This window comes from Curtobacterium sp. 22159 (assembly GCF_052045775.1).
Classification (GTDB): Bacteria; Actinomycetota; Actinomycetes; order Actinomycetales; family Microbacteriaceae; genus Curtobacterium.
In genome coordinates this window covers 211,811-238,128 of sequence record NZ_JBQEPN010000003.1, presented here as the reverse complement: position 1 = coordinate 238,128, position 26,318 = coordinate 211,811, and the positions used below count along the sequence as shown (strand labels likewise).

At 72.7% G+C, this 26,318-nt stretch carries 20 protein-coding genes; 6 read left to right on the top strand and 14 right to left on the bottom strand.

Translation table 11 applies throughout. The features are described 5' to 3' along the window. Positions 1-10: 10 nt before the first annotated feature. Positions 11-355, bottom strand: a complete 345-nt coding sequence (locus tag ACTJKO_RS05060) for an ArsR/SmtB family transcription factor (RefSeq protein ID WP_440686330.1) — start codon at positions 353-355, stop codon at positions 11-13. A 59-nt stretch (positions 356-414) separates the two neighbouring features. Between ACTJKO_RS05060 and ACTJKO_RS05055 the strand changes: the two genes are divergently transcribed. Next, the gene (locus ACTJKO_RS05055; protein WP_440686328.1) at positions 415-801 is read left to right on the top strand and encodes a DUF7882 family protein; all 387 of its coding nucleotides are present in this window, start codon (positions 415-417) and stop codon (positions 799-801) included. A gap of 238 nt (positions 802-1,039) precedes the next feature. Here ACTJKO_RS05055 and ACTJKO_RS05050 read toward each other — a convergent pair whose 3' ends face one another. The 3 genes from ACTJKO_RS05050 to ACTJKO_RS05040 form a co-directional block, all read right to left on the bottom strand. After that, entirely contained in the window at positions 1,040-2,815 is a 1,776-nt protein-coding gene (locus ACTJKO_RS05050; RefSeq protein ID WP_440686326.1) for a sulfite reductase subunit alpha, read from the bottom strand. Continuing rightward, the gene (locus ACTJKO_RS05045) at positions 2,812-8,382 is read right to left on the bottom strand and encodes a glutamate synthase-related protein (protein ID WP_440686324.1); all 5,571 of its coding nucleotides are present in this window, start codon (positions 8,380-8,382) and stop codon (positions 2,812-2,814) included. Before ACTJKO_RS05045 ends, ACTJKO_RS05050 begins: the two co-directional genes overlap by 4 nt. A 231-nt stretch (positions 8,383-8,613) precedes the next feature. Then, a complete protein-coding gene (locus tag ACTJKO_RS05040) occupies positions 8,614-9,906 on the bottom strand; it encodes a glycosyltransferase (protein WP_440686322.1) in 1,293 nt (430 codons plus the stop codon). Between the two features lie 206 nt (positions 9,907-10,112). On the opposite strand from ACTJKO_RS05040, the gene ACTJKO_RS05035 reads away from it, so the two are divergent. Further along, complete coding sequence (locus ACTJKO_RS05035) at positions 10,113-10,871, top strand: helix-turn-helix transcriptional regulator (protein WP_440686320.1); 759 nt, start codon at positions 10,113-10,115, stop codon at positions 10,869-10,871. Between the two features lie 50 nt (positions 10,872-10,921). Here ACTJKO_RS05035 and ACTJKO_RS05030 read toward each other — a convergent pair whose 3' ends face one another. The 6 genes from ACTJKO_RS05030 to ACTJKO_RS05005 form a co-directional block, all read right to left on the bottom strand. Continuing rightward, on the bottom strand, positions 10,922-11,416 hold the full coding sequence (locus tag ACTJKO_RS05030) for a hypothetical protein (RefSeq protein ID WP_440686318.1): 495 nt from the start codon (positions 11,414-11,416) through the stop codon (positions 10,922-10,924). A gap of 111 nt (positions 11,417-11,527) precedes the next feature. Beyond that, on the bottom strand, positions 11,528-13,060 hold the full coding sequence (locus ACTJKO_RS05025; RefSeq protein WP_440686316.1) for a sensor histidine kinase: 1,533 nt from the start codon (positions 13,058-13,060) through the stop codon (positions 11,528-11,530). A gap of 8 nt (positions 13,061-13,068) precedes the next feature. Continuing rightward, positions 13,069-13,791 (bottom strand): response regulator transcription factor, encoded by a 723-nt coding sequence (locus ACTJKO_RS05020; RefSeq protein WP_440686314.1) that lies wholly within the window; start codon positions 13,789-13,791, stop codon positions 13,069-13,071. 35 nt (positions 13,792-13,826) lie between these two features. Beyond that, positions 13,827-16,016 carry an ArnT family glycosyltransferase gene (locus ACTJKO_RS05015; RefSeq protein ID WP_440686312.1) on the bottom strand — a complete coding sequence of 730 codons (2,190 nt, stop codon included), beginning with the start codon at positions 16,014-16,016 and terminating at the stop codon, positions 13,827-13,829. Positions 16,017-16,082: 66 nt separating this feature from the next. Then, positions 16,083-16,910 carry a fructosamine kinase family protein gene (locus tag ACTJKO_RS05010; RefSeq protein WP_440686310.1) on the bottom strand — a complete coding sequence of 276 codons (828 nt, stop codon included), beginning with the start codon at positions 16,908-16,910 and terminating at the stop codon, positions 16,083-16,085. Positions 16,911-16,978: 68 nt separating this feature from the next. Beyond that, positions 16,979-17,827: a LysR family transcriptional regulator gene (locus ACTJKO_RS05005; RefSeq protein WP_440686308.1), complete on the bottom strand. Its 849-nt coding sequence runs from the start codon at positions 17,825-17,827 to the stop codon at positions 16,979-16,981. A gap of 70 nt (positions 17,828-17,897) precedes the next feature. On the opposite strand from ACTJKO_RS05005, the gene ACTJKO_RS05000 reads away from it, so the two are divergent. Beyond that, positions 17,898-18,803, top strand: a complete 906-nt coding sequence (locus tag ACTJKO_RS05000; protein WP_440686306.1) for a DMT family transporter — start codon at positions 17,898-17,900, stop codon at positions 18,801-18,803. Here the strand turns inward: ACTJKO_RS05000 and ACTJKO_RS04995 are convergent. Continuing rightward, positions 18,766-20,151, bottom strand: a complete 1,386-nt coding sequence (locus ACTJKO_RS04995; protein WP_440686304.1) for an MFS transporter — start codon at positions 20,149-20,151, stop codon at positions 18,766-18,768. The two genes, ACTJKO_RS05000 and ACTJKO_RS04995, sit on opposite strands and share 38 nt — an antisense overlap. Positions 20,152-20,241: 90 nt before the next feature. On the opposite strand from ACTJKO_RS04995, the gene ACTJKO_RS04990 reads away from it, so the two are divergent. Further along, on the top strand, positions 20,242-21,111 hold the full coding sequence (locus ACTJKO_RS04990; RefSeq protein ID WP_440686302.1) for a UbiA family prenyltransferase: 870 nt from the start codon (positions 20,242-20,244) through the stop codon (positions 21,109-21,111). A gap of 19 nt (positions 21,112-21,130) precedes the next feature. On the opposite strand, the gene ACTJKO_RS04985 is transcribed toward ACTJKO_RS04990, so the two are convergent. Continuing rightward, a complete protein-coding gene (locus ACTJKO_RS04985; RefSeq protein WP_440686300.1) occupies positions 21,131-22,309 on the bottom strand; it encodes an FAD-dependent oxidoreductase in 1,179 nt (392 codons plus the stop codon). A gap of 122 nt (positions 22,310-22,431) precedes the next feature. Here ACTJKO_RS04985 and ACTJKO_RS04980 point away from each other — a divergent pair, with 122 nt between their 5' ends. Further along, positions 22,432-23,151: a hypothetical protein gene (locus ACTJKO_RS04980; RefSeq protein ID WP_440686298.1), complete on the top strand. Its 720-nt coding sequence runs from the start codon at positions 22,432-22,434 to the stop codon at positions 23,149-23,151. An 18-nt stretch (positions 23,152-23,169) separates the two neighbouring features. Here ACTJKO_RS04980 and ACTJKO_RS04975 read toward each other — a convergent pair whose 3' ends face one another. Beyond that, the gene (locus ACTJKO_RS04975; RefSeq protein WP_440686296.1) at positions 23,170-24,411 is read right to left on the bottom strand and encodes an acyltransferase family protein; all 1,242 of its coding nucleotides are present in this window, start codon (positions 24,409-24,411) and stop codon (positions 23,170-23,172) included. 91 nt (positions 24,412-24,502) lie between these two features. Continuing rightward, entirely contained in the window at positions 24,503-25,075 is a 573-nt protein-coding gene (locus ACTJKO_RS04970) for a TetR/AcrR family transcriptional regulator (RefSeq protein ID WP_440686294.1), read from the bottom strand. Positions 25,076-25,172: 97 nt separating this feature from the next. Between ACTJKO_RS04970 and ACTJKO_RS04965 the strand changes: the two genes are divergently transcribed. Next, positions 25,173-26,078: an SDR family oxidoreductase gene (locus tag ACTJKO_RS04965; RefSeq protein WP_440686292.1), complete on the top strand. Its 906-nt coding sequence runs from the start codon at positions 25,173-25,175 to the stop codon at positions 26,076-26,078. Positions 26,079-26,318: the final 240 nt, after the last annotated feature.

The window sequence follows — 26,318 nt, the reverse complement described above, 5'->3', positions numbered from 1 at the left end:
TCGTGTGGTGTCAGTGCCCGTCGTCGTCGGCGAGCAGGGTGTCGAGTCGGTCGATCCGGCCGCGCCAGAGGCGGCCGTAGGCGTCGAGCAGGTCGCGCGCGCGGCCGAGCTGCTCGGGTGCGGCGCGCACGATGCGCGTGCGGCCACGGGGCTCCTTGGTCACGAGTCCTGCTCCTTCGAGGACGGTGACGTGTTTCTGGACGGCGGCGAACGACATCGCGTAGGCGTCCGCGAGCTCGCTCACGGTCGCCTCCGCGACGAGGGTGCGGCGGACGATGTCGCGTCTCGTCGCGTCGGCCAGGGCGTGGAAGACCCGGTCCACCTCGGTGTCGCTCAGTGCAGTTCGTACAACCATTAGGTTGCACGTTACGCCGGTCGCTGCTCGTGCACAAGGGCTGCGGTGTAGAAGGACGCATGGGTCAGCTCATCTACGACGGAGAGCCGCTCGACCTGCGCGTCGACGACCGAGCCCTCACACACCTGCAGATCGTGATCGTCAACATGCTGCGGCGGGAGCACCGGTTCGTGTTCTCGTGGAAGGACGACGTCGTCCACGGTGACGGCCGGAGCTCGATCTGGTTGCATCCGGACGTCAGCCTGCACTTCAAGTTCTCCGGCAGCCGCGTGCCCTCGATCAACCGGAGCTGGCTCGACGACCTCTACGCCGCGGCGACGTCCGGCTCCGGACTCGTGCTCACGCCGGAGCCCCCGGACACCAGCACGACCGCGGACTCGGCGTGGTCCCGGGCAGTGGTGCCGGGCGACGCGGACGACGACTCGGGCAGCGACGAACCCGGGTAGCACACGCGCCCCAGCCGGTCAACCGGTTCCGTTCGGAGGTGGCGGGTCGTACCGTGCTGGTACCGCAGGCGCGCCCGCGCACGGTCCAGGGAGCCGGACCGGGAACGTCCGCGGTCGAGGCGCGATGCGTCGGGGAGTCCCGGATCAGGGGTCTTCCGGTGACGGCGCTCCTCGCCGTCGCCCCGGTCACGGATTCGGGTTCCGCCCGGGGCGACGGACGCGAGTGCTCCGCCGGGCCTCAGTACACGTCGCGGACGTACCGCTTCCCGCGCCGCATGTCCGCCAGGTACGCCTGTGCGTCGTCGTCGCCGTGGCCGCGCTGCGAGGCGACGACCCGGAGCAGTGCGGCCTCGACGTCCTTCGCCATGCGGGTCGCGTCGCCGCAGACGTACACGTGCGCGCCGTCCTCGAGCCACGAGTACAGCTCCCGGGCCTGCTCGAGCATGCGGGTCTGCACGTAGACCTTCTCCGCCTGGTCGCGCGAGAACGCCAGGTCGAGTCGGTCGAGCACACCCTGCTCCTGCAGTGTCGACAGCTCGTCCTCGTAGACGAAGTCGGTGTCTCGGTGCTGGTCGCCGAAGAACAGCCAGTTCCTGCCCCGCGCCCCCGAGGCGGCGCGCTCGTGGAGGAACCCGCGGAACGGCGCGACGCCGGTGCCGGGGCCGATCATCACCATCGGCGCGTCGTCGTCAGCGGGCACCCCGAACGCCGCGTTGGGCTGGAGGTACACGTCGACCTCGCCGTCGGCCTGCACCCGGTCCGCCAGGTACGTCGACGCGACACCGGCGTGCGAGCGGTGGGCGTCGCCGTAGCGGACGGACGCGACCGTGAGGTGGATGCGGTCCGGGTGGGCGAGCGGGCTCGACGAGATCGAGTACTGCCGCGCCTGCAGCCCGCGGAGGTTCGGCAGCAGCTCCTCCATCGTGGGTGCGGCACCCCCGGCGTCGAGGAGCAGGTCGAGGACGTCCCTGCCCCAGAGCCACCGGTCGAGCTCGTGCTTGTCCCCGTGCGACACGACGGCCGCGAGCTCGGACTCGGGGGCGCGCTGCACGAGGTCGGCCACGAGGTCCTTCGACGGCGTCCTGATCTCACGGTCGGTGCGGAGGACCTCGGCGATCGGTCGTCCGTCGAACTCGGCGGACCCGTCGGCCCCGAGGTGTCCGAGCAGTCGGTCGACGAGCGCAGGGTCGTTGTGCGGCACCACCGCGAGGGCGTCGCCCGCGCTGTACTCGATGCCCGAGGTGCCGAGGTCGAACTCGTAGTGCCGGATCTCCTTCGCGCTGCGCGGAGACGAGAGCAGACGGTTCACGACGAGGGGTGCACGGTACGGGTTGCGCTTGTTCCACTGGGACCCGGGCCGGGAGGCGCGGCTCGTCCCCGTCGCGCCGGCCGCGGTCGTCGGGGTGCCGGCTCCGGTCGTCGGGGCGCCCGCTCCGGCCTCCGCTGCGAGTCGGTCGAGCACCGCGGCGCTCCACAGTGCGGCCGGGTCCTCGAAGTCGACGTCGCAGTCGACGCGGTCGTGGATCCGCGTGGCTCCGAGCTGCTCCAGGCGGGTGTCGAGGAGCTTCCCGGCCTGGCAGAACTCGTCGTAGCTGGTGTCGCCGAGTCCGAGGACGGCGTACCGCAGCCCCTCGAGCCGCGGGACGGTGGACGCCTGGAGGGCTTCCCAGAACAGTCCGGCGTTGTCGGGCATCTCCCCCTCGCCGTACGTGGAGGTGACGACGAGCACGTGGGACATCGCGGCGAGCTGCGCGGGCGTCACCGCGTCGAGTGCCGTGGCGCGGCCTCCGAGCCCGCGTGCCGTCGCGCCGGCGACGAGTTCGTCGGCCAGGAACTCGGCGTTGCCGGTCTGGGTACCGAACAGCACGTCCACCGTCGTCGTCGGTGCGCTCGCGGCTGTGCGCTTGCCGGCGGCGGCGATCCCCGCGATGAACCCGGCGAGCCAGGACTCCTGGGCAGCGGAGAACGGAGCGTCGACCGGGATCAGGGAGCCGGTCGGGGGGAGCGTCGTCATGCGGAGACCACCTCGGTCGGGGCGTGCGGTGCGCGGCGTGCGATGTCCTCGAGCGCCGCGTTCGCGAGCCGCTCGTCGAACCGGGCCGCCCGGAGCCGGCCGTCGTTCTTCGCGTTCTGGTGCATGATCCACCCGGTGGTCCCCGGTGCGTCCATGCTGCGGTTGTTCCGCTGGGCGAGCGCGCGCTTCGAGTCGGCGAGCCGCTTGACCGCGATGAGCGTCGCCAACTCGTCGTCCGCGAAGTCGTCGAGCGTCGAGCGCAGGTACTTCACCACGCGCTGCTTGACCGAGAAGTCCTCGGTGAGCACGAGGTTCCGGATCGCCTCCGCCACCCGCGGGTCGTGGGGGCCCAGCGCCCCCGGGACGCGTTCGAGCGCGACGTCCTGGGCGATGCCGAGCACCGTGAAGGACGACAGCAGTGCGAACACGTCGTCGCCCTGGTCACCGAGTGCGGGCGCGCGGCCGTCGAGCACGGTGCGCTGGTCGCGGTAGTCGACCTTGAACGCACGCAGCTTGTCCGTGGCGACGGAGTTCGCGAGCTCGTCGAGCAGTTCGTTCCGGGTCGCCGCCGCGAGGATCTCGTCCGAGTCCTGGGACAGCAGGAGTGCTCGCGGCATCCCCACGTACACGTGCTCGCGGGTCGTCTCCCACGCGCTGAGCAGGCGTTCGGCGAGTGCCGACCCCGTGGCCTCGAGGTGCCACTCCAGCAGCAGGCGTGCGGCGGCCTCGTGGAACGCACCCCGTCCGGTGTCGGTGACGGGGAACACGAGGAGCGAGTCGGTGCTGGCGCGGTCGGTGACCCGTCCGGTCGGGTCGTACTGGTACAGGAACCCGCCGGACATCCCGTTGCCGAGCCCCTTGCCGAACGCGCCGAGGTTGAACACGGCGCCGCCCGTCATGTACTCGCACCCGAAGTCCCCGATGCCCTCGACGACGGCGGTCGCCCCGGAGTTGCGGACGGCGAACCGGTCGCCCGCCTCGCCCTCCACGAAGGTGCGTCCGCCCGTGGCGCCGAACAGCGCGAAGTTGCCGACGAGCACGTTGCCGCCGGGCGCCGGGGCGTCCGCTCCGGCGCTGCCGCCGCCGGGTGTCCGGACGACGATGCGGCCGCCGGACTGGCTCTTGCCGACGCCGTCGTTCGCGGTCCCGGTGTGGTCGAGCACGATGCCGTCGTTGGTGAACACCCCGTACGACTGCCCCGCGGAGCCCGAGGTGCGGATGGTGACCGCACCGTCGACGAGCCGGCGTCGCCCGCGGTCGTCGGTCGCGATCGCCGGGCGGTCGGACAGGTCGACGTCGCGCAGCTCGTGGTTGAGGAGACGCTCGACGTCGATGCCGAGCTGGCCGCCGACGGACTTGTCGGCGTTCCCGAGGTGCACGCCGTCCACCACGAGTCCGTGCTCGTGGCCGTCGACCAGCGCCGCGCGGACCTGCTCGATGAGCGCGTCGTCGGTGCGGTAGTCCTTCTCGAGGTACTCGGGGTCGGTGACGACCTTCTCCGGCACGCGGGCGAGCAGGTTGCGGACGTCGAGCCGCCCGACGCTCGCGGGGTGGTCGAGGAGCTGCAGCAGGTCGGTGCGACCGCGTGCCTCGCGCAGGGAGCGCAGGCCGAGACGGGCGAGGATCTGCCGCACGTCGTGCGCGATGTTGAGCAGGTACTGGGCGAGGGCGCGGGGGTCGCCCTCGAACGCCTCGGCGTTCGTGGTGAGGCCCGCCGGGCACTTCACGTTGCAGTTCTTCGCCATGACGCAGCCGAGCATCATGAGCGCCGTCGTGCCGAACTCGAACGAGTCGCCGCCGAGCAGGGCGCTCGTCACGACGTCGCTGCCGGTCTGGTGCGCCCCCGAGCACCGCAGCGTGACCTTCTGGCGGAGCCCGTTCGCGACGAGCGCCTGGTGCACCTCGGCGATGCCGATCTCGGCGGACCGGCCGGCGTACTTCAGGCTCGTGACCGCCGCGGCGCCCGTGCCGCCGGTGTTGCCCGCGACGTTGATGACGTCCGCGCCGGCCTTCGCGACGCCGACCGCGATGGTCCCGATGCCCTCGGAGGACACGAGCTTCACGACCACCCGGACGCGCGCCGCCTTGCAGTCGTGGATGAGCTGCGCGAGGTCCTCGATCGAGTAGGTGTCGTGGTGCGGCGGCGGCGAGATGAGCTCGACGCCGGGGGTGCCGCCACGGGCCGCCGCGATGTCCACGGTGACCTTGGCAGCCGGCAGCTGCCCGCCCTCGCCCGGCTTGGCGCCCTGGCCGATCTTGATCTCGAGCTCCTCGAGCATCGGGTCGGCGAGGTAGCCCGCCCAGATGCCGAACCGGCCGGAGGCGAACTGCTTGATCCGGGAGCCGCGGATGGTGCCGTAGCGGGAGTGGTGCTCGCCGCCCTCGCCCGAGTTCGACATGCCGCCCACCATGTTCGTGCCGTGGGCGACCGCCTCGTGTGCGGTGGCGACGAGCGCCCCGTGGCTCATCGCGCCGGACGCCAGGGTGCGGGTGATCTCGTGCGCCGGCTGGACCTCGTCGAGGGCGACGCTGTCCGGAGCGCTCTCGAGCAGCGCGAGGAGCTCCGCGGCCGTGCCGGTCGCGCGGAGCGTGACCTGCGTCTCGTCGACGGAGTCGACGTCGACCTGCCCGGGGTGCAGCAGCGCCAACCCGTCCGCGAGGGCCTGGTGGCGCAGTGCACCCGTGGTCCCCGTGGACGTGAGCTCCAGGCGGAAGCGCGCTGTGCCTCCCGGCAGCCCGTCGGGGGACGACGGACGCGAGCCGGAGAGCCCGCGCACCGTGACGCTGGCGTTGCCGGTGGTCGCGAACCGGCCGAGCTCGCGCGCGAAGTCCTCCGCCGCGTCGATGCCTGTGACGTCGGCGGGGAGCGCCAGGACGTCGCGCAGGGCCGCCGGGCGACGGGACCGCTCCTCGTGCGTGGTCTGCAGGAACGACACGTACCCCGGCGTGATGCGGTGCGCGTCGATCTCGGCGTCGCTCAGCCGGTCGTACCCGGTGTTGCGGTACGCCGCGTCGGTGATGCCGAACGAGTCGTCGAGCTGTCGCAGCGTGAGCAGGCGCAGCGCGTCGGAGTCGCCCGAGCGCTCGAAGGCCGGCCGCTCCTCGGTCATCCCGCCGAAGCCCCGGACGCTGACGACGCCGAACGAGTGCCCGGCGCCGTCCGACCGCTCCTTGAAGAGACCGAGCAGGGGGATCTGTCCCTCGGACCGGACCGTGCGTGCTCGTTCGTGCCAGTCCGTCGCGGCCTGTGCGATGCGCGCGAAGCCCACACCGCCGACCGGGGCGTCCATGTGCGGGAAGACCCGGGCGAACAGGTCGTCACGCGTGTCGAGGTAGTTCGGCTCGAAGAACTCGCCGCCGATGTAGCTCTCGGCGGTGCACAGGCCGACGCGGCCCATCGTCTTCGCGAGGGCCTTCTCGGCCGCCTTCCGGAAGCGCTGCAGCGCTGCGTCGGTCTCGGTCAGCACCCCCGCGGGGGCGGGCGCGGCGGGGTACTTCTCCTCCGCACGCAGTCGAGCGCTCAAGCTGTACACAGCGGCGGCGCCGAAGCCCAGGGCGGTCGCGACGTGGTGCGACGACGGCAGCTGACCGGACTCCACGACGACGGAGACCCGGAGCCGCAGACCCGTCTCGATGAGCCGCTGGTTGACCGCGGCGACGGCGAGGATGACGGGGAGCGGCGCGTGCACCGAGGACACGCCGCGGTCGGTGAGCACCGCGATCCCCCCGGTGCGCTCGGCGAAGGCGGCGACGGCGTCCGCGAGGCGCTCGGTGGCGGTCCGGACCGCGTCGGCGTTGGCCTGCTCGTCGCCGAGCACCGGCAGGTAGAGCATGTCGAAGCGCTCGAGCGGCACGATGTCCTGGTCGCGCAGGCGCACCATGTCGAGGTGCCCCAGGACGGGCGACTGCACGACGAGCTGCCGGCTGGTCGACCCCGTCCCGTCCGGCTTGGCGCCGAGCGCGAGGCGCATCGACATGCCGTCGGCCTCTCGGATGGAGTCCAGCGGCGGGTTCGTCACCTGGGCGAAGCGCTGCGAGAAGTACTTCGCCATGCCGCCCTCGGTGTCGCTGAGCGCGTTGATGGCGTTCCCGTAGCCCATCGCCGAGATCCGCTCCGAGCCGTTCTGCAGCATCGGGTCGAGCATGAACCGGAAGCTCTCCTGGTTCAGCGAGTACGCCACGTAGCGGCCCGCGAGCGACAGGTCGCCCTCGTAGCCGAGCGTCTGCGCTCCGCGCTCGTAGTCCGGTACGGGCAGGTCGTCGAGGTGCACGCGGGCCGCGTCGAGGAGCGCTGCGTACGGCTTGCGTGCCGCGAGCACGTCGAGCACCTCGCGGGTGCGCAGCAGCGTGCCGGTCCGGTGGTCGACGACGAGCATGCCGCCGGCCTCGATCCGGCCGCGGTGCACGACGTCCTCCGCGTCGAACGTGACCTGGCCGGCCTCCGACGACACCATGAGGTACTCGGACGTCTGCACGGTCCGCAGTGGTCGCAGGCCGAGCCGGTCGAGCCGTGCCCCCACGACGTCGCCGTCGCTGAAGATCAGCGCTGCCGGGCCGTCGTTCTTCTCCTCGTAGAGCGAGAAGTACTCGAGCATGTCCCGCACGTCGTCGGTCAGCGTGCGGTCGTTCTCCCACGCCGGCGGCATGAGCGAGACCACGGCCTCGACGATGTCCAGACCGTCGTCGAACACGCGGCTCTGCAGGGTCTGGTCCAACCGGCTCGAGTCGGACTGCCCGGGCGGACGGACGATGCTGCGGGTGCGCGCGCGGGCGAGCGCCTCGTCGGACAGCCGGTTCTTCCGGTCCGTGTTGAGTTCGCCGTTGTGCGCCATGAGCCGGAACGGCTGCGCCATGGTCGGGTGCGGCTCGGTGTTCGTCGAGAAGCGGGTGTGGAAGTAGAGCGTCCGGACCGAGTGCCGCGGGTCGCGCAGGTCGGTGAAGTAGCCGATGACCTCCCCGGAGTTCAGGCGCCCCTTGAGGATCTGGGTCCGCGCGCTGAGCGACAGCGGGTACAGGGCGGCGTGCTCGGCGCGCGCTTCGGCGGCCCGGGCGTACGACACCGCCTCGATCGCGAGCAGTGCACGGTTGGCGGCCGCGTCGACCTCGGCGCGTTCCCACGCGTCCGGGGCGCGGAACACCCACTGCACGATCGGCAGCTGGTACTGCTCGGCCTCCGGGCGCGCGACGGAGTGGTCCACCGGGACGTCCCGCACGACGAGCAGCTCGAAGCCCTCGCCCTCGACTGCGTCGGTGACCACGCGCTCGGCCTCGGCTCGAGCGCTCGCCTCCGACGGGACAAAGCAGTTCGCGACGCCGAAGTGCCCCGCACGGAGGTCCTCGCCGGTGATCGCGCTGAAGAACTCGACCGACAGGTCGATGCTCACTCCGGCGCCGTCACCGACGCCCTCGGCGGACTTCCCGCCGCGGTGGGGGATCGCGCAGAGGGCTTCGTCACCCTTGCGGATGACGTCGTGGCTCGGTGTTCCGTCGAGTCGGGTGATGAAACCGACGCCGCAGTCGCTCGATTCGCGGGCAGGGTCGTAGAGACCGAAGGGGGAGGGGTTCACGTGCGGGTCCAGTGGGCGTAGCCGGCAGCGGACGGCCAGGCTGCATCGATGGAGCGCTCGCCGCGGCCGGACCGGTGGTGACAGTCGGGCCCAGGAGGGTGTGGTGCGGTGAGCCGATGCTACGGCTTGGTATACCGCCCGCGCAACACCACGACGGACAGGAGGTGCGGTGCGGGTCGACGCCGTCCCTCCATGCCGTCACGGTGTCGGTCCGTCACCTGTCGCGGAGCGTCAGGCAGCGTGCTCGTCCGCGTGCTCCGGAACGGTCGACGGCTCGGTGGTCGCCGTGCTCGCGTCGGCCGCAGGGGTCGTCCCGGGCCGGACGGGTTCCGGACGACGGCGAGCGCGGAACACCCACGCCTTGAACAGGACGAACCGCACGAGCGTGGCGACGAGGTTCGCGGCCGTCAGGACGACGATCTCGGCTGCGTGGGACGCTCCGGGTTCCGCGGCGTGCAGGACCACGAGCGACCCGGAGGTGATGGCCCAGGCGACGCCGAACACGACGAGCCCCTGGACGTGGTGCCGTCCGGCACCCGCACGCCCCCGCACGCCGAAGGTGAACCGCCGGTTCAGCGCGGTGTTGCCGATCGCCGTGAGGAGCAACGCGAGGAAGTCGGCGGTCTGCGCCCCGATCGTCGGTCGGAACAGTGCGTAGAGCACGGCGAACGCCACCGTCGAGAGCGCGCCGATCGCACCGAAGCGCAGGACCTGCCCGACGATCCCCACGTGCGGTGGCGTGAACGGTCGACGCCCGATCGCGTCGTACACCGCGCCGACCGGCACCCGGCCGCTCGCGATCCCGCGCGAGACCCGCCACATGCCCTTGAGGTCCTCGGTGGCCGTCGAGGCGATGTGCACCGAGGAGTTCACGTCGTCCACCCAGTCGACCGGGACCTCGTGGATGCGCAGCCCGGCGTGCTCGGCCAGCACCAGCATCTCGGTGTCGAAGAACCACGCGTCGTCCTCGCAGAGGGGCAGGAGGTGGTCGGCGGCCTCGCGCGTGACGGCCTTGAAGCCGCACTGCGCGTCCGAGAACGACACCCCCATCGTCGTCCGGAGGAGCAGGTTGTACGACCGCGAGATGAACTCCCGCTTCCCGCCCCGGACCACCCGCGAGGACCCTGCCAGGCGGGTGCCGATCGCGACGTCGGAGTGGCCGGAGAGCAACGGTGCGACGAGGGGCTCGAGCGCCGCCAGGTCGGTGGAGAGGTCCTCGTCGACGTAGACGAGCACCGCCGCCGGCGACGCGCCCCACACCGACTTGAGCGCACGGCCACGCCCCTTCTCGGGCAGGTGCACGGCGTGCACGTCGGGGAGCATCGCGGCGAGGTCGTCCGCGATCCTGGCGGTGTCGTCGGTCGACGCGTTGTCGGCGATCGTGATGCGCCAGGAGTTGCGCAGCGAGGTCCGGCAGAACGCGTGCAGTCGTCGGACGTGCGCGGCGAGCGTGTCCTGCTCGTCGTAGCAGGGGACGACGATGTCGATGTCGAGGGTGCGGTCGTCTTGCGTCATGCCGCTCATGCTCGGCAGCGGGCATACGGGGACTGCTGCAGTGTGCTGTGCCGTCCCTAAGAACCGGTCGACGGCCCGTTGGCCGGGTCCGCCGCGGGCTCGCCGGCCGTTCGGCCGTCGTTCACCGGACACTCCGGTCACAGGGGTGGAACGATCGGTACGGTCAGGTCGACGACACTCGTCGATCAGGGCGACGGGTGCTGACGGAGGACACCGTGGCCGGACCGGACGACGCGCACCGCCGGTCCGCGCTGCTGCCCGGGGAGCGGCTCGGCCTGGCGTTGGACGAGCGCTCCGACGAGTTCGCTCGCCTCCTGCTCGCACCGCCCCTCGACGGCATCCACCCCGCTGGTCGCGCCTGGCTCCGGGAACGGTACGAGGAGATCGTCCCGGTCGTGCTCCCCGCGGCACTCCGCGCCGTCGAACGTGGTGAACCGGTCGCCCCGGAGTGCCTCGACGAGCTCCGGGCCCTCGCCGCGCGGAGCGCGACGGACCCCGCGGCGGACCTGGCCGTGGCGTTGCGCGGTGCGTTGCCGGCGCTCCGGGTCTTCACGCTCGTGATGCGGACGGCGGCGCGGGACCCCGACGCTCGCACCATGCTCGCGATGGGACGCGCCTCCGTCGTCGCGCACGAACTCGGCAGCTGCTGGGTCGAGGCCTGGAACCACGAGCGACGCACGGTGACGGCGGACGTCGCGGCGGTCGAACTGGAGGCGGTCGTCCCGGGCGTCGAGGAGACCGAACAGGAGATGCTCACCCTGGCGGCGAAGGGGCTGTCGAACGACGAGATCGCGCGCCGCACGTCGTACAGCCGGCAGGCGGTGGCATGGCACCTTGGACGACTGATGCGCGCCTGTGGTGCACCGAACCGGACGGCCCTCGTGTCGGTCGCCTTCCTCCGCGGCTGGCTGCGGTCCCGGCGGCCACGCGGCGACGACGAGCCGTGGGTCGTGGATCCTGAGCGCCGGGCCTGACGGCACGACGCCCCCGGCCGGGAGGGCCGAGGGCGTCGTGCGGAGCTGGGTCAGCCGCCGTTGACGCTGATCACGTTGTCGATGCGCTCGATGTTCCCGAACGCACCCCAGTTCAGCCACCCACCGTCACCGTTGTTCGTGATGCGACCCGGGCCGGAGAACCAGTAGATGACGTAGTTCCCGCCCTTGATGTCGATCGACTGGGCGTCGGCGACCTCGCCCTCGACGGTGATGTCCTGGTTCTTGTTCACCACCGCGACCGTCAGGCGGTCGGGGTTGCCCGCGTTCCAATAGCCGACGTCGAGCGCGGCCTGGACGGCTCCGCCGCGGTCGCTCTGGTCGTTGACCGCGTCCTTGATGGCGTTGACGATCGCGACCGGGTCGAGGTTGACGTTGACGCTGCCACCGACGCTGCTCGACGCGGACGGCGTCGGTGCGGGCTCTGCGGCCTGCGCCGGGACCGCGACGAACGCGCCGGCGACGACGGCGCCGCCGACGACGGTGCCGGCGAGGGTCTTCAGGGTCTTGGACGTGAACGAGTTCATGATCGGTTCCCTTCGTGCTTCCTGGTTGTTCGGACAGGATCCATCCTGTGGGCGCCCGAGCGCGGTCGCACGGGATCGGGCGCGACGTTGGACGATCGTCTGACGTGCCGGTCAGGGTTCGCCGGGCAGGTCCACGGTGAACGCCGTCCGTCCGGGACCGGACACGACACGGACGCTCCCACCGTGCGCCGCGACGACCGCACGGACGATGGCGAGACCGAGTCCGCTCGTGCCCGAGTCGCGTGATCGCGATGCCTCCCCGCGCGTGAAGCGGTCGAACAGGGTCGGCAGCGCCTCGGCGGGGACGGGCGGCCCGTCGTTCGCCACCACGAGGCGGGCGACGTGGGCGCCGTCCGGTCCGGCCGGGACCCGCTGCAGGGACACCACGACGGTCGTCCCCTCGGGGGTGTGCACGCGGGCGTTCGTCACCAGGTTCGTCACGACCCGGCGGAGCTGACCGGCGTCCCCCGGCACCAGCAGCGGCTCGTCGCCGTCGACCTGGAGGACCCACCGGTGGCCGGGCGACGTCGTCCGGGCGTCCATGGTCGCCTCGACCACCATCGACGTGAGGTCCACCGGGTCGTGAGCGGGTGCGGGCCCCACGGGCGCCTCACCCACGGACGCCGCACCCGCGTCGAGCCGTGCGAGCAGCAGGAGCTCCTCGACGAGGTCCCCCATGCGGACCGTCTCGCGGCCGATCCGGTGGACGTTGCGGTGGATCGCCTCGACGTCGGAGGACCCTGCGGTCAGCTCGGCGTAGGCGCGCACGGTGGCGATCGGCGTGCGGAGCTCGTGTGAGGCGTCCGCGATGAACGTGCGCATCCCGGCCTCGGCGTCACGTCGCACGGTCAGGGCCCGGGCGACGTGCCCGAGCAGTCGGTTCAGCGCCGTACCGACCTGCGCGACCTCCCGGTTCGCCGACAGGTCCGCCGGGGCGACCCGGACGGGGATCACCGGGTCGCCGCGCTCCAGGTCGAGCGCGGCGACCTCGGACGCCACGGACGCGACGCGTTCGAGTGGGCGCAGGGAACGTCGGACGAGGACGGCCGACGCCCATGCGGCGACGACGAGCCCCAGCGCGGTGACGACGCCGATGACCAGCAGCAGCCTGCCGATCGCCGCATCGAGGTCACCGACGGGCAGGGCGGTGACGAACACGTCTCCCGAGTCCCCGACGGCCTGCGTCCGGTACGAGCCGAGCCTCCCGAGGTCGACCGTCTCCGGGTGGCCGTCGCTGGGGACCGCGGCGAGGGCACGCTCCTGCGCCGAGGTCAGGACGTGCTGCCGCCCTCGGTCGTCGGTGTACCCGGCGAGCACCGTGTCACCGCCGCGGAAGATCGCGACGACCGTCCCGGCGGCCTGGCCCGGAGCGCCGATGAACGCGTTGTCCGGGTCGCTCCCCGACCCGGCACTGCTGGTCGGCGGTGGCGCGTGCGCACCGTCCGGCCCGCCGACGGTGCGACTCGCCGCCGTCGCGAGCTCGGCGTCGAGCCGGTCGACGAGGTAGCCCCGGAAGGCGACGACGGTCACCGCCCCGACGACCACGTTGGTCACCACGAGCAGGAGCGCGGTGGCAGCCGTGATCCGCCACCGCAGCGAGGGGACCCGCGCACGCCCGGCCCGTGCGGCGCGCTCGGCTCGCACCCGCCGGGTCACGTCGTCGGCCGGAGCACGTACCCGGCACCGCGCACGGTCTGCAGCATCGGCTCGCGTCCGGCGTCGAGCTTCTTCCGCAGGTACGACACGTACATGTCGACGAGGTTGGACGACGTGCCGAAGTCCAGCCCCCAGACGCTCGCCAGGATCTGCTCGCGCGAGAGCACCCGGTTCGCGTTCCGCGCGAGGTGCCGCAGCAGTTCGTACTCCGTCGGGGTGAGGTCGACGGGCTCGCCCGCTCGACTGACCGTCCGGGCGTCCTCGTCGAGCCGGAGGTCGCCGACCGTCGTCTCCGAGGCACCGGTCGTGGCCACCACCCGCGCCGAGGTACGGGCGAGGATCCGTGCGCGGACCAGCAGCTCGTCGACGCCGAACGGTTTCGTCAGGTAGTCGTCTCCACCGCCCGTGAGTCCGGCGAGTCGGTCCTCGGGGGCGTCCCGGGCGGTGAGGAACAGCACGCGCGCGTCGTCCCGCGCGTCCCGGAGGCGGCCGAGCACCTCGAAACCGTCGATGTCCGGCAGCATGACGTCGAGCACGATGACATCCGGACGGAAGTCCCGGGCCGCGAACAGGACGTCCCGTCCGCGGTGGACCGCACGCACCGCCCAACCGTCGCCCTCGAACGCGAGGACGACGGCGTCCGCGAGCGCGTGCTCGTCGTCGACGACGAGGGCGCGGACGGGGCTGCCGTCGGTGCGTCGCAGCGTGGGCTGGGGCATGTCCCGGAGCCTATCCACCGCGCCCTCGCCGCCGATCACTTCGGGTCGCTCAGGTCGTACACCGTCTGGCCGCCGACCGTGGTGCTGGTGAAGTTCGCCGCGACCCACTGCCGGATGGCCGACGCCGAGGAGGATCCGCCGCCCATGCCCCCGCCGTTGCCGGAGGAGATGTAGTAACCGATGTCCCCGTCGGCGACGTACGCCTCGAACTCGGCGAGTGTGGGCGCCGGGTCGCTCGACCAACCGCCGATCGCCATCACGGCGGTGTCCGTGTCGAGCTCGAGCTGCGCGGCCGACTGCGAGCCGTCGACGGCGGCCGCCCACTTCGCGTCGGAGGACTCCAGCAGCTTCTCGAGCGCGGTCGAGGTCGAGGCACCTCCGCCGCCTGGGCCGCCCTGGAGGCTCGTCCCCGACCCGCCGCCGGTGGTCGCGCTCTCGGACCCCTCGGCGCCGCTCGGCGCCGTCCCCGACGTGCCGCCCGGAATCGCCGGCGCCTCACCGGTCATGCCCTCGGGCGCCGCACCCGTCGTGCCGCCCGGCGGGGTCCCGCCGGGACCCTGCTGGCTGCCGGAGGAGCTGTCGGAACCCGCGCTCCCGGATCCGGAGGTCGACCCGCCGGGTCCTCCCGCGCCTCCCGGGAACCCGCCGCCGCCCATCCCGCCGGTGCCGCTGCCCGAGGGACCGACGCTCGGGATCGAGCCGGAGTGTGCGACGGTCGTCGTGGCGAGCGCGTACGCCGTGGTGCCCGTGAGGCCGAACAAGGTGCCGGCGAGGACGCCGACGGTGACGGCCTTCCGCAGCGTCGGCACGCTGCCGATGACGATCGCCGCGGCGGACAGGAGACCGCCGAAGAGGACCGCCCAGCGCAACCACGGCAGCCACGTGGGGTTCTCGTTCAGCAGGCACCAACCCCAGTACGAGGTGATCCCGACCATCGCGGCGAGCCCGAGGCGGCCGGTGACGCGATCGCGGGCCGCCCAGAGGAGTGCACCACCGGTCCCGACCAGGCCGGCGATCGCGGGGACGAGGGCGACCGTGTAGTACGGGTGGATCGTACCGGACATGAACGAGAAGACGAGTCCGGTGACGAGCAGCCAGCCGCCCCAGAGCACCAGACCGGCACGCGCGGGGTCGGCGGGGTGCCGTCGGCCGACGACCACCAGGCCGAGGACCAGCGCGATGATCGCTGCGGGCAGGAGCCAGGAGATCTCGAGGCCCATCTCGGAGGAGAAGAGGCGGTCGAGGCCCGTGGCGCCACCGAACGACGAGCCTGCGGTGCCGCCACCGCCCGTGCCGCCGCCTCCGCCGCCGTTGCCGGAACCGCCGAAGATCCGTCCGAGGCCGTTGTAGCCGAACACGAGGTCGAGCACCGTGTTGTTCGTCGACCCGCCGATGTACGGGCGGGCGTCGGCGGGCCAGAGCCACACCGCGACGACCCACCAGCCGGCCGAGACGACCAGCGTGCCGGCGGCGATCAGCAGTCCGACGACGCGCTTGCCCCACGTCGTGCGCGCGGCGAACAGGAAGACGAGTCCGAACGCCGGCAGGACGAGCAGGCCCTGCAGCATCTTCGTCAGGAACGCGAAGCCGAGGGCGACGCCGGCGAGCGCGATCCACCGCCAGCTGCCCTTCGGGAGCGCCCGGACGGTGCAGTACGCGCCGGCGGTCATGAGCAGCACGAGCAACGCGTCCGGGTTGTCGAACCGGAACATGAGCGCGGCGGCCGGGGTGGCGGCGACGACGAACCCGGCGAGCAGCGCGCCGACGTTCGCCGTCGTGACGCCGAGCCGGGCGAGCGTCCGACGCACCGTCCCCCAGACGAGCGCGACCGAGCCGACCGCCATGAGCGCCTGGGGGAGCAGCAGGCTCGTGCTCGAGAACCCGAACAGCCGCGCGGAGAGCACCATCACCCAGAGCGAGGCAGGCGGCTTGTCGACCGTGATGAAGTTCGACGAGTCGAGTGAGCCGAAGAAGAAGGCCTCCCAGGACTTCGTGCCGGCCTGCACGGCGGCGGCGTAGAAGCTGTTGGCGTACCCGGAGGCGCTGATGTCCCACAGGTAGACGACGGCGGTGACCACGAGGAGCGCCCAGAACGCCGGCCGGAGCCAGCGGGCGTCCTCGCGCTCGCCAAGGAAGAGGCGTGCGAGTGGCTTGCGACGCCGGACCGACGCGTCACGGTGCGCGCGGCCCGGTCGGTCGGACACGGGGATCGGGTACGTGGTCATGGCAATGAGGATCCCGGGCGTTCCCCGAACGACCCGATGCACCGCCTTGGCGCTCCCTAAGACCCGTCAGGCGTACCGTCTCGCCGCGCGGAGCGTCGCCTGCGTGTACGAGCCGCCGAACAGGAACACGTGCAGGAGCAACGGCGCGAGCTGGTGCAGTTCGATGCGGTCCCGCCACCCGTCGGCGAGCGGCGACTCGGCGTCGTAGGCGGCCAGGACGGTCTCCAGCCGCGGGAGCCCGAAGAGCCCGAGGAGCGCCAGGTCCGTCTCGGCGTGGCCGCCGTGCGCGATGGGGTCGATGAGCACCGCACCGGTGGGGGTCGTCCCGTCGACCGGCGCCGCCGCGGTCGGCCAGAGCACGTTCCCCGCCCACAGGTCGCCGTGCAGTCGTGCGGGTCCGTCGCCGACGAGGGCGGGCTGCGGCGAACCGAGGGTGCCGTCCTGCACGCGGTCGGCCACCCGGTCGAGGACGGCGGCCTCGCTCGGGTCGAACCCGCCCGCGTCCACGATCCGCCGGACGAAGTCCCGGATGCGGTACTCGGCGAAGAACTCGCCCCACGTGTCCGGTGCCGCGTCCGCCGCCACGAAGGGTGTCCGGGATCGGCCCATCCGCAGGGGGACGCCGTCCGGCCAGCCCTCGGGCGGAGCGCCCCAGTGGGACGCGCCGGCAGCGTGCGTGTGGGCGAGGGACCGGCCGAAACGCTCGGCCTGCGCCGACGTCGGCGGCCCGTCCGGGATCCGCTCGAGGTCGAGCACCGTCGGGCGGGGGCGGCCGAGCACGCGCGCGACCCGGGTGCCGCCCCGGGGTTCGGCAGCGGCGAGCCAGGTGAGTCCGGCGGCCTCGGCGGCGGCTTCCTCGGGTGCGGTGAAGGTCTTCACGTGCGTCTCGGCCATCGCCCCATCCTGCCGATCCCGCCTCGGCTCCGCGTCAGACGCGGTCGACCCGGGCCGGCGACGCACGGTCAGACGGTGCCGACGAGGGCCCGGGCGAGCGGGTGCCACTCGCGCGAGGTGGGACCGGTCAGGACGAGGGTCCGCTGCAGGCGACGGGACATCGGCACCATCACGAGGTCGGGCGGGAGCATGCCACGCCCGAGCGTCGGCACGATCGAGACGCCCTCGCCCCGCTCGATCATGCCGAACATCGTGCTCATCTCCCGTACACGGTGGGCGTAGCGGAAGGGCTGCCCGTCGAGTTCGTGCAGTCGCTGGATCTGGTGTTCGCACCCGCCTCCGCCGGCGACGAGCCCGTCCTCGTGCAGGTCGTCGAGGGTCAGCGCCGGCAGGTCGGCGAGCGGGTGGTCCCGGCGGACGACGGCGGCCATCTCGTCCTGCGCGACGACGACCCCGCCCTCGGGGAACGGGTCCGGGTCGACGAGCACGGCGGCGTCCACGGTGCCGGCCTCGAGCCACTCGGGCATCTCGTCGTCGTCGCCCTCGTAGACCTGCACGTCGACGTCCGGCAGCGTCACCGCCCACAGCTCACGGAGCCGCGGCAGCAGGCCCTGGCAGACGGTCGGGACGGCGGCGAGCCGCACGGTGCCGCGCGCCGTGTCGGGCCGGACCACCGCCTCCAGGGCCTCGACGGAGGCGAGCACGCTGCGGGCGTGGGCGAGGAGACGGTCGCCGAGCGGCGTCGGCGCAGCGACGGGGCCGCGGCGGACCACCGGACCGCCGACCTCGCGTTCCAGCCCGGCGACGGCGTGCGAGACGGCGGACTGGCCGATCCCGAGCACCGCCGCGGCGGTCGTGAAGGAACCCGCGTCGAGGGTGGCGACGAACGCCCGCAACTGGGGGATCGAGACCGGCATGTGTCCTCCTCATGACCGCATGAATCCCATGCGTTTGCCGCATGGCGCCCCGGTCCCGACACTAGGCCACATGAACGCGCTCCTCTACCTCCTCGTCGCGCTGACCTGGGGGTCCAGCTTCCTCTTCGCGAAGATCGGGCTCGAGGGCCTGGCACCGCAGCAGGTCGCGACCGTGCGCACGGTGCTCGGTGCGCTCACGCTGGTGCTCGTCCTCCTGGCGACCCGGCGTCGGTGGCCGCGCGAGCCCCGGGTGTGGGGCCACCTGCTCGTCGTGTCGGTGTTCCTCAACGCCGTCCCGTCGTCGCTCATGGCCTGGGCGGAGCAGACGGTGCCGTCCGGGCTCGCGAGCATCTACAACGCGACGACGCCGATCACCACGCTGGCGGCCCTCGCGGTGCTCGTGCCGAGCGAGCGGCTGCGCGGCCGTCAGGTCGTCGGGATCGTGCTCGGCATCGTCGGGGTGCTCGTCCTGGTCGGACCGTGGGACGTCATCGGCGACCCGGCCGTGCTGGCGAGCGTGCCCGGTCAGGCCGCACTGCTCGGGATGACCGCGTGCTACGGCATCGGACTCGCCTACCTGCGCCGTGTGGCGGTGGGCAGCGCGTACGACCCCGTCACCCTCGCCACGGTGCAGCTGACGCTCGCGTCCGGGCTGCTCCTGCTCGTCGCCCCGGTCGTCGCGACCGGTCCGGCGCGGTGGGACTGGAGGATCGTGGTGGCGATGCTCGCACTCGGTTGCGTCGGGACGGGCCTGGCCTACGCCTGGAACACGCGGCTGGTGCAGGCGTGGGGAGCAGGCCGCGCCTCGACGGTGACGTACCTCACACCGGTGGTCGGCGTCGCGCTCGGCGTGCTGGTCCTGGGTGAGCACGTGCGCTGGAACGAGCCCGTCGGCGGTGCCGTCGTGCTCGTCGGCATCGCGCTGGCGTCCGGGGTGTTCACCGGCCGACGCGCAGCTTCGACGGCTGCTGCCTGAGCGGCTGGGTGCTCGTGTCGTGCAGCCCTCGGCCGGTGGTCTCGGGTGCCATCGCCTGGGACAGCAGTGCCCCGGCCACGCAGATCGCGGCCGCGATGAGCATGCACACGCCGACCCCGATGGTCGAGATGCCCACCGGCAGCAGGAAGGTGCCGGCAGCCGCACCGACACGACTGCACGCCGCGGCGAACCCGACACCCGTCGAGCGCACCTCGGTCGGCAGGACCTCGATCGGGTAGACCGCCGTCAGGTTGCCCTGCGCAGCGTTCATGAACGAGAAGACCGCGAAGCAGAGCACCACGACGATGCCCGGTGCCGAACCCCACAGTCCGACGACGGCGAGCGCCACGGCCATGATCCAGAAGGGCGGGATGAGCTGGCGGCGGCGTCCCATCCGTTCGATGGTGAGCATGCCGACCAGTGCCCCGATCGCGGCCATGGCGTTGACCGTGATCGTCCCCGCGGCGGCGTTGGACAGGTGCAGCGAGTCGAGCACCGTCGGCGCGAACGTGAAGATCGCGAAGTACGGCGCGACGTTGCACGCCCAGAACAGCGAGATGAACGCCAGGCGTTGCCGGTTCTCCTTCGAGAAGAGGACCCGGTAGCCGCCGGCGCGCTGCTCCTCGGCGGCGTACTGCTCGTCGCGGAAGTAGTCGTCGCCGCCGAGGTGCGCCGCCACGACGGCCCTGGCCTCGTCCGGGCGTCCGTGGGAGAGCAGCCAGCGCGGTGACTCCGGGAAGCCGATGCGCGCGATCGCCGTCACGACAGCGGGGACGGCGCTCGTGACGAGCACCCAGCGCCAGCCGAGGCCGAACGCGTCGATCATCACGTACGCGGCGACGACGGCCGCGAGGTACCCGGCGTACCAGCAGACGAGCAGCCCGGAGAGCCGCCGCCCGCGGTCGTTCGACGGCGCGAACTCGGCGAGCATCGCGGCACCGATGGCGTACTCGGCGCCGATCGCGATCCCGAGCAGGACGCGGACGGCGAAGAGTTGCCAGCCGTCCGCGACGACCGCCTGCAGGAGTCCGAGCACGATGAACGCGATCACGTCGACCGTGAACACACGCCGTCGCCCGAAGCGGTCGGTCAGCCAGCCTGCGAGCGGAGCGCCGATGAAGATGCCGATGAGCGAGCTCGCGCCGATGAGGCCCGCGAGCACCGGGTCGAGCCCGAGCGCCGTCGTGATCGCGGGGAGCGTGACGCTGATGAGACCGAGGTCGAAGCCGTCGAGCCCCTCGCCCCACGCACACGCGAAGGTCATCCGCCGCAGGAACCCTCGTCTCCCGGCTGGCACGCTCGTCGTCGTCACGGTTGCTCCTCCCGCGCCGACCTCCGTGTCGGACACCCGTCGGACGGTAGGCCCGCCGTGGCCGGGACGGGCACAGGTTGTCCACCCAGCGGTGTCCGTCCGGCCGGCGTCCGTACGCTGGGCGACGTGACCCCGTCCCGCTGGCCGTCGACCGTCCGGCTCCTGTTCGCCTCGTCCCACCCGGGGCCGACGGTGACGGTCACGGTCCTCGCCGCGGTGATCGCCGCGGCCGTCGGGCATCCCGCGTGGCTCGTCGTCCTCGTCGCGGTGACGGTGGCGGCCGGGCAGCTGTCGATCGGCCTCGCGAACGACTGGATCGACGCGGACCGGGACCGCGCGGTCGGGCGCTCGGACAAGCCCGTGGCGCAGGGGCGGATCGCGGTCGGCACCGTCCGGGCCGCCGCCGTCGGCACCGCGGTCGTCGCGGTGCTGCTCTCGGTGTCGCTCGGGCCGGTCGCCGCCGTCGCGCACCTCGTGCTGGTGGCCGCGGGCTGGGCCTACGACGCCGGACTCAAACGGACCGTGTGGTCCGTCGTCCCGTTCGTGGTGGCCTTCGGACTCCTGCCCGTGGTCGCGGTGTCCGCTGGTCCGGACGCGGCGTGGCCGACCTGGTGGGCCGTCGCGACCGGGGCCGTGTTCGGCATCGCGATCCACTGCACCAACGTCCTGCCCGACCTGGTCGACGACGCTGCGACCGGCGTGCGTGGCTTCCCGCACCGCCTCGGGCTGCGCGCGGCAGGCGTCTGGGCCTTCGCGGCGCTCGTGGTCGCGGCCGTGCTCGTGCTCGGCGGCCAGGTGCTCGGGGCGGACCCGGTGCGGGGCGTCGGTGTCGCGCTCGCGGTGTCCGGCACGGTCGTGGTGGTGGTCCTCACCGTGCTCGGCGTGCGGCTGGTGCTGCGGGGCCGCGCGTCGCGCGCCTTGTTCCGGCTCGTGATCGCGTCGTCCCTCGTGCTGGTCGTGGAGCTCGGACTGGCCGGCGCTCGCCTCGTCGCGTGAGGGCGGCGCCCGGTCGTCGTCACGCCCAGCGCATCGCGTAGGTCCGGGCCAGACCGTCCGCGGTCGGGAGGCGCAGGACCGTCCGGAGCAGCGCCTCCCGTCCGGCGGCCGCCACGGTGCCGAGCGGGCGGCCCAGCGCCATGTTGACCTCCGCCTGCCGCGCGGCGCGGCGCGCGGCCGCCTGCCGCCGGCGCGCGTACTGCGGCCAGGGACCGGGCGCCCCGGAGGCGACGGCTGCGGTGAGCAGGGGTGCGAGCTCGGCGGCGTCGAGCCAGCCGAGGTTCATCCCCTGGCCGCCGATCGGGCTGATCTCGTGGGCGGCATCGCCGACGAGGACCACGCGTCCGGTGCCGACCCGCCGCGCGATCCGCTTCCGCACGCCGAAGCCGCTGAGCATCGAGCAGGTCGCCGGGTCGGGCGTCACACCGGTGCGCGCCGCCACGATCGCGGTGAGTCGGGACGCGAGCTGCGGGTCGGGGGCGTCGGCCGCCACGGGGAGGTCCTCGTCGGGCACCAGCACGACGTACCGTCGCCGCCCGCCCGGCAGGGGGAACGATTCGACCACGCCGTGCGGTCCGACGTCGACCAGGGCCGCGGTCCGGGCCTCGGCGGGCTCGGGGTCTGCGAAGTCGCCCATCACGTAGCGGTCCGGGTACTCCCGTCCGGTCGTCGGGATCCCGAGCAGGTCGCGGACGAGGCTGCGGGCGCCGTCCGCACCGACGACGAACGCCGCACGCACCGAGACCGCTGCGCCGCCGGGGTCCGTGCCCCGGGCGTCGACGTGGTCACGGTGCCGGTCCAGCGCGGTGAGGGTCGTGCCCGTCCGCAGGGCCCGCGGCGAGGCGGCGTCGAGTCGTGCGCGGAGCAGCGTCTCGGTGCGGTGCTGGTCGAGCGTGGCGACGTACGGGTGCGTGTCCGAGGCGCGCTCGAAGGTCAGCGTGCCGAGTGGCCGACCGCGGCTCCGTGCGGTTCCGCGATGCACGCGCGCGGCCTCGGCGAGCACCGGCCCGTCGAGCTCGATCGTCGCGAACGCGTCGAGGGACGGCGGGTGGATGCCGATCGCCCGGGACCCCGTGGGCGGGTCCGTCCGTCGCTCCCACACGACGACGTCGACCCCGCGTGCGGCGAGCAGCGCGGCCGTGAAGAGGCCGACGGGCCCACCGCCGACGACGAGGACGTCGACGCGTTCCGTGGTCACGGCCCGAGCCTACGGGCCGTCCACCGGGACGGACGCGCTCAGCGGACACCATGGCCGCGCGCACATCGGGGCCGGAGTTGTGTCGCCGCTGTCCTGATCGCCGACACTCCGGGAGGCACCCGATGAGCACACCCAGTGACAGCACGCGGCCGTTGCACGACGACGGCCGGGACGAACCCGGGACCGAGGCGTTGCCGCCGACCGAGCGTCTCCGCCGGACGGACGACGTGCCGCGGGAACCGGTGGTGTCGGAGGGAGCGCCGCGAGGCGCAACCCAGCGTGAGTCCGTCCTCGAGCGGGAGCGCGAGGAGTTCTCCGGCTTCAAGTGGGGCTCGGCGTTCTTCGGCTGGCTCACCGCCACGGGGACCGCCGTGATCCTCACCGCCGTCCTGAGCGCCGTCGGCGCGGGGGTCGGACTCGGGCAGACGGGCGGGAACGTCGACGACGCAGCCCGGGATGTCTCGCGGAGTGGCGACGTGATCGGCATCGTCGGCGCCATCGTGCTCGCGGTGATCCTCCTCGTCGCGTACTTCTGCGGCGGCTACGTCGCCGGGCGGATGGCGCGGTTCGCCGGTGCGAAGCAGGGGATCGCGGTGTGGATCTGGGCGGTCGTGATCGCGATCGTCGTGGCGATCGTGACCGCCGTCGCCGGAGCGCGGTTCAACGTGCTCGGGAACCTCGACAGCTTCCCGCGCATCCCCGTCGACGAGGGCACCCTGACGATCACGGGCATCGTCACCGCGGTCGTCGTCGCCGTGATCAGTCTCGTCGGCGCCGTGCTCGGCGGCCTGGCGGGCATGCGCTACCACCGCCGGGTGGACCGCGTCGGACTCGGCCGCTGACGCCGTCCGACGCGGGGGTCAGCGGGGGACGCCTGTGCTGACCGGGTGGGGTGATCGCGTGTCGGCGGTGTCGCGCGCCGAGCGGTCCGCTGCGACGAGACGCCGCGCCTCCCGGAACCGTCGGCGGGCCTTCTCGACGGGGACCTCGACGGCGTACGCCGCGGCGATCGCCACGAGCAGCGCCGCGCCGACGAGCCACACCTTGCCCCAGGCGCCGATCGCGAACGTCCCGAGCAGGGCGATGACGAGCGGGTGCCACAGGTACGCGGAGTACGACACGCGTCGTCCGAACCAGGACATCGGCGTCCAGGCGAGCGCTGCGGACAGCGGGGTCCGCACGGACACGAGCCCGCCGATGAGCAGGGCCGACACGAGTCCCGTCACCGGGAGCACGACGCCGAACGACCACGCGTGCTGGGTCCAGTCGTCGCCGATCCAGAACTGGAGGCCGGCGAGCAGCGCGATGCCGAGCCAGGTCCCGACGTGCCCGGCGATGCCCGAGGCCCAGGTCCGGACGCGTTCGTCGTCGAGCAGCAGGGCGAGCAGGCACCCCGTCGCCAGGGGGACGACGCCGAGCACGGGGGAGAAGTACACGTCCGGCGTCGCGCCGGCGTGCGGCGTCCGGTAGCTCAGCCACGACGCCGCGGACGCAGCGACGATCACGACCCCGAGCCCGGTCATGAGCCAGCGCCGGCGCGTGCGCAGGGCGAACAGGAGCACGAGGACCGGGGGCCAGACGAGGTAGAACTGCTCCTCCATCGACAGGCTCCACGTGTGCGCGAAGACGCCCTGCGTGGTGTCCCAGAACGAGCGGAACAGGTTCCCGGTGTAGCTCAGGGCGATGAATGCGGCCTCGCCGGGGGAGAACGATGCGCCCTTGTAGTCGCCGACCCAGTTCCAGAGCGCGAGGCCGACGACGACGAACGCGAGCAGCGCGGGGTAGAGGCGCAGCAGGCGCTTCGTCCAGAACGACCCGAGCCGGATGCGGCCGGTGCGGCGGTGCTCGCCCATGAGCAGGGTCGAGATGAGGAACCCGGAGAGCACGAAGAACACCGTCACGCCGATGAAGCCGCCCTCGAACTGCGGGACGTGCAGGTGGTACAGGATCACGATGAGGATCGCCACGGTCCGGAGCCCGTCGAGCGCGGGCGCGCGGTGGGTGAGCGGTGGCGGGGGTGTCGGTCGTGCTGGCCTGCCATCGGTGCCGGCCGGTGCGGAGGTCGTGCGGGTCCGCTCCGGCGAGGTCGTGGTGGTCGCCACGGTCGCCTCCTGCGAGATCTGATCGGGAGGGTCACGACCGTCTGGCCGTGACCGGATCGTTACATGATGCTCGTGGAAGGTAAGAAGTGTCTCAACGACCGGGGTGCACGATGGCGGTCAGTGCGTCGAGACGTTCGGCTGCGATGTCCTCGAAGGACCGCTGCTCGCCCTCGGCGATCCACTGCTGGAACGACAGGTGGAAGACCGTCACGCCCGTCTCCGCCGCGATCGTGGCAGCGGGTTCCGGCACGCCACGGCTGCGGAGGAGTTCGCCGAGTCGGACCTTCAGGGTCGCGAGCTTGCCGAGCTCGCGTTCGCGCAGCGCGGGGTTCTGGTCGACCACGCTCTGGCGGGCACGGGAGAAGGGGCGCTTCTCGTCGTCGAAGAACGCCCCGGCCGACACGAGTGCGTTGCGGATCGCCACGAACGGCGGGGTGTCGTCGGGCAGCGCCTCGATGGGGCCCGTGAACATCCCGAGGAAATCGGCCTGACCGGCGAACAGGACCTCGCGCTTGTCGGCGAAGTGCCGGAAGAACGTCCGCTCGGTGACCTCCGCCGCAGCGGCGATCTCGGCGACGGTCGTCTGGTCGTAGCCCTGGGAGGCGAACAGCTGCAGCGCGGTGGTCTGCAGTCGTTCGCGCGTGCCGGGTTGCCAACGAGCCATGCGGAGCAGTCTACTGATGACAGGCGCTGACATCAGGTGCTACGGTGATGTCAGTTCATGACATCAGCGTTGTGGACACCTGCGAAGGGAACAGCACATGCACGTGTTCGTCACCGGGGCCTCCGGTTGGATCGGCTCCGCCACCGTCGACGACCTCCTCGCCGCCGGACACTCCGTCACCGGTCTCGCCCGATCGGACGCCTCGGCCGCTGCGCTCGAGACGAAGGGCGTCGCGGTCCTCCGCGGCGACCTCGACGACCTCGACGCCATCCGACGCGGCGCGACCGGGGCCGAGGGCGTCCTGCACCTCGCCAACAAGCACGACTGGGCGAATGCCGCGGCGACCAACGCCAGCGAGCGCGCCGCGGTGGAGACCATCGGCGAGGCGCTCGTCGGCACCGACCGGCCGTTCGTCGTCGCATCTGGGGTCGCTGGGCTCGCGCAGGGGCGACCGGCGAACGAGGGGGACGCAAACCCGTTCGTCGGGCCGGACAGCATGCGCGGCGGCAGCGAGAACCGGGCGTTCGACTTCGTCGACCAGGGCGTCCGGTCGATCGCCGCACGGTTCAGCCCGACCACGCACGGCACGGGCGACCACGGCTTCATCGCCCTCATCGTCGCCGCAGCCCGGGCCGCGGGCGTCTCCGGCTACATCGGCGAGGGGACGAACCGCTGGGCAGCCGTCCACGTCTCGGACGCCGCCCGCATGGTCCGACTCGGCCTCGAACAGGCACCGGCCGGTGCACGGTTGCACGCGGTCGCCGAGACGGGCATCCCCACGCGGGCCATCGCCGAGGCCATCGGGGACGCGCTCGGCCTGCCCGTCACGTCGATCGACCCGGCCGACGCGGTCGACCACTTCGGGTTCATCGGGCAGTTCTTCGGGATGGAGATGTCGGCGACCTCCGACGAGACGCGGAAGCTCCTCGACTGGGAGCCCACCGGCCCGGGGCTGCTCGAGGACATCGCCGCGGGCGCCTACACCGCGGCGCACGTGGCCTGACGCCCGGCGCGGGGCGGGGGCGGCGGGCGAGGGGCGGCGCGGCGCGGACCCGGAACGACATCGTCGCTGTCGTACGACGTCGACATCGTCGTCCGTTGCGGGCGCGTTGTGCCGCGGGCCGCGCGGAACGACATCCTCGCTGTCGTACGACGTCGGCATCGTCGTTCCGCGTCGCCCGGCCACCGCGACGCCAGCCCCGCGCACGCGTCGGCCCGGCCACGGCGGCGCCAGCCCCGCGCA

Excerpts from the sequence above, each read along its gene's own strand:
- ACTJKO_RS05060 (WP_440686330.1), bottom strand. The coding sequence starts at position 355 with ATGGTTGTACGAACTGCACTGAGCGACACCGAGGTGGACCGGGTCTTC.
- ACTJKO_RS05055 (WP_440686328.1), top strand. The coding sequence starts at position 415 with ATGGGTCAGCTCATCTACGACGGAGAGCCGCTCGACCTGCGCGTCGAC.
- ACTJKO_RS05050 (WP_440686326.1), bottom strand. The coding sequence starts at position 2,815 with ATGACGACGCTCCCCCCGACCGGCTCCCTGATCCCGGTCGACGCTCCG.
- ACTJKO_RS05040 (WP_440686322.1), bottom strand. The coding sequence starts at position 9,906 with ATGAGCGGCATGACGCAAGACGACCGCACCCTCGACATCGACATCGTC.
- ACTJKO_RS05030 (WP_440686318.1), bottom strand. The coding sequence starts at position 11,416 with ATGAACTCGTTCACGTCCAAGACCCTGAAGACCCTCGCCGGCACCGTC.
- ACTJKO_RS05020 (WP_440686314.1), bottom strand. The coding sequence starts at position 13,791 with ATGCCCCAGCCCACGCTGCGACGCACCGACGGCAGCCCCGTCCGCGCC.
- ACTJKO_RS05015 (WP_440686312.1), bottom strand. The coding sequence starts at position 16,016 with ATGACCACGTACCCGATCCCCGTGTCCGACCGACCGGGCCGCGCGCAC.
- ACTJKO_RS05010 (WP_440686310.1), bottom strand. The coding sequence starts at position 16,910 with ATGGCCGAGACGCACGTGAAGACCTTCACCGCACCCGAGGAAGCCGCC.
- ACTJKO_RS05005 (WP_440686308.1), bottom strand. The coding sequence starts at position 17,827 with ATGCCGGTCTCGATCCCCCAGTTGCGGGCGTTCGTCGCCACCCTCGAC.
- ACTJKO_RS05000 (WP_440686306.1), top strand. The coding sequence starts at position 17,898 with ATGAACGCGCTCCTCTACCTCCTCGTCGCGCTGACCTGGGGGTCCAGC.
- ACTJKO_RS04980 (WP_440686298.1), top strand. The coding sequence starts at position 22,432 with ATGAGCACACCCAGTGACAGCACGCGGCCGTTGCACGACGACGGCCGG.
- ACTJKO_RS04970 (WP_440686294.1), bottom strand. The coding sequence starts at position 25,075 with ATGGCTCGTTGGCAACCCGGCACGCGCGAACGACTGCAGACCACCGCG.
- ACTJKO_RS04965 (WP_440686292.1), top strand. The coding sequence starts at position 25,173 with ATGCACGTGTTCGTCACCGGGGCCTCCGGTTGGATCGGCTCCGCCACC.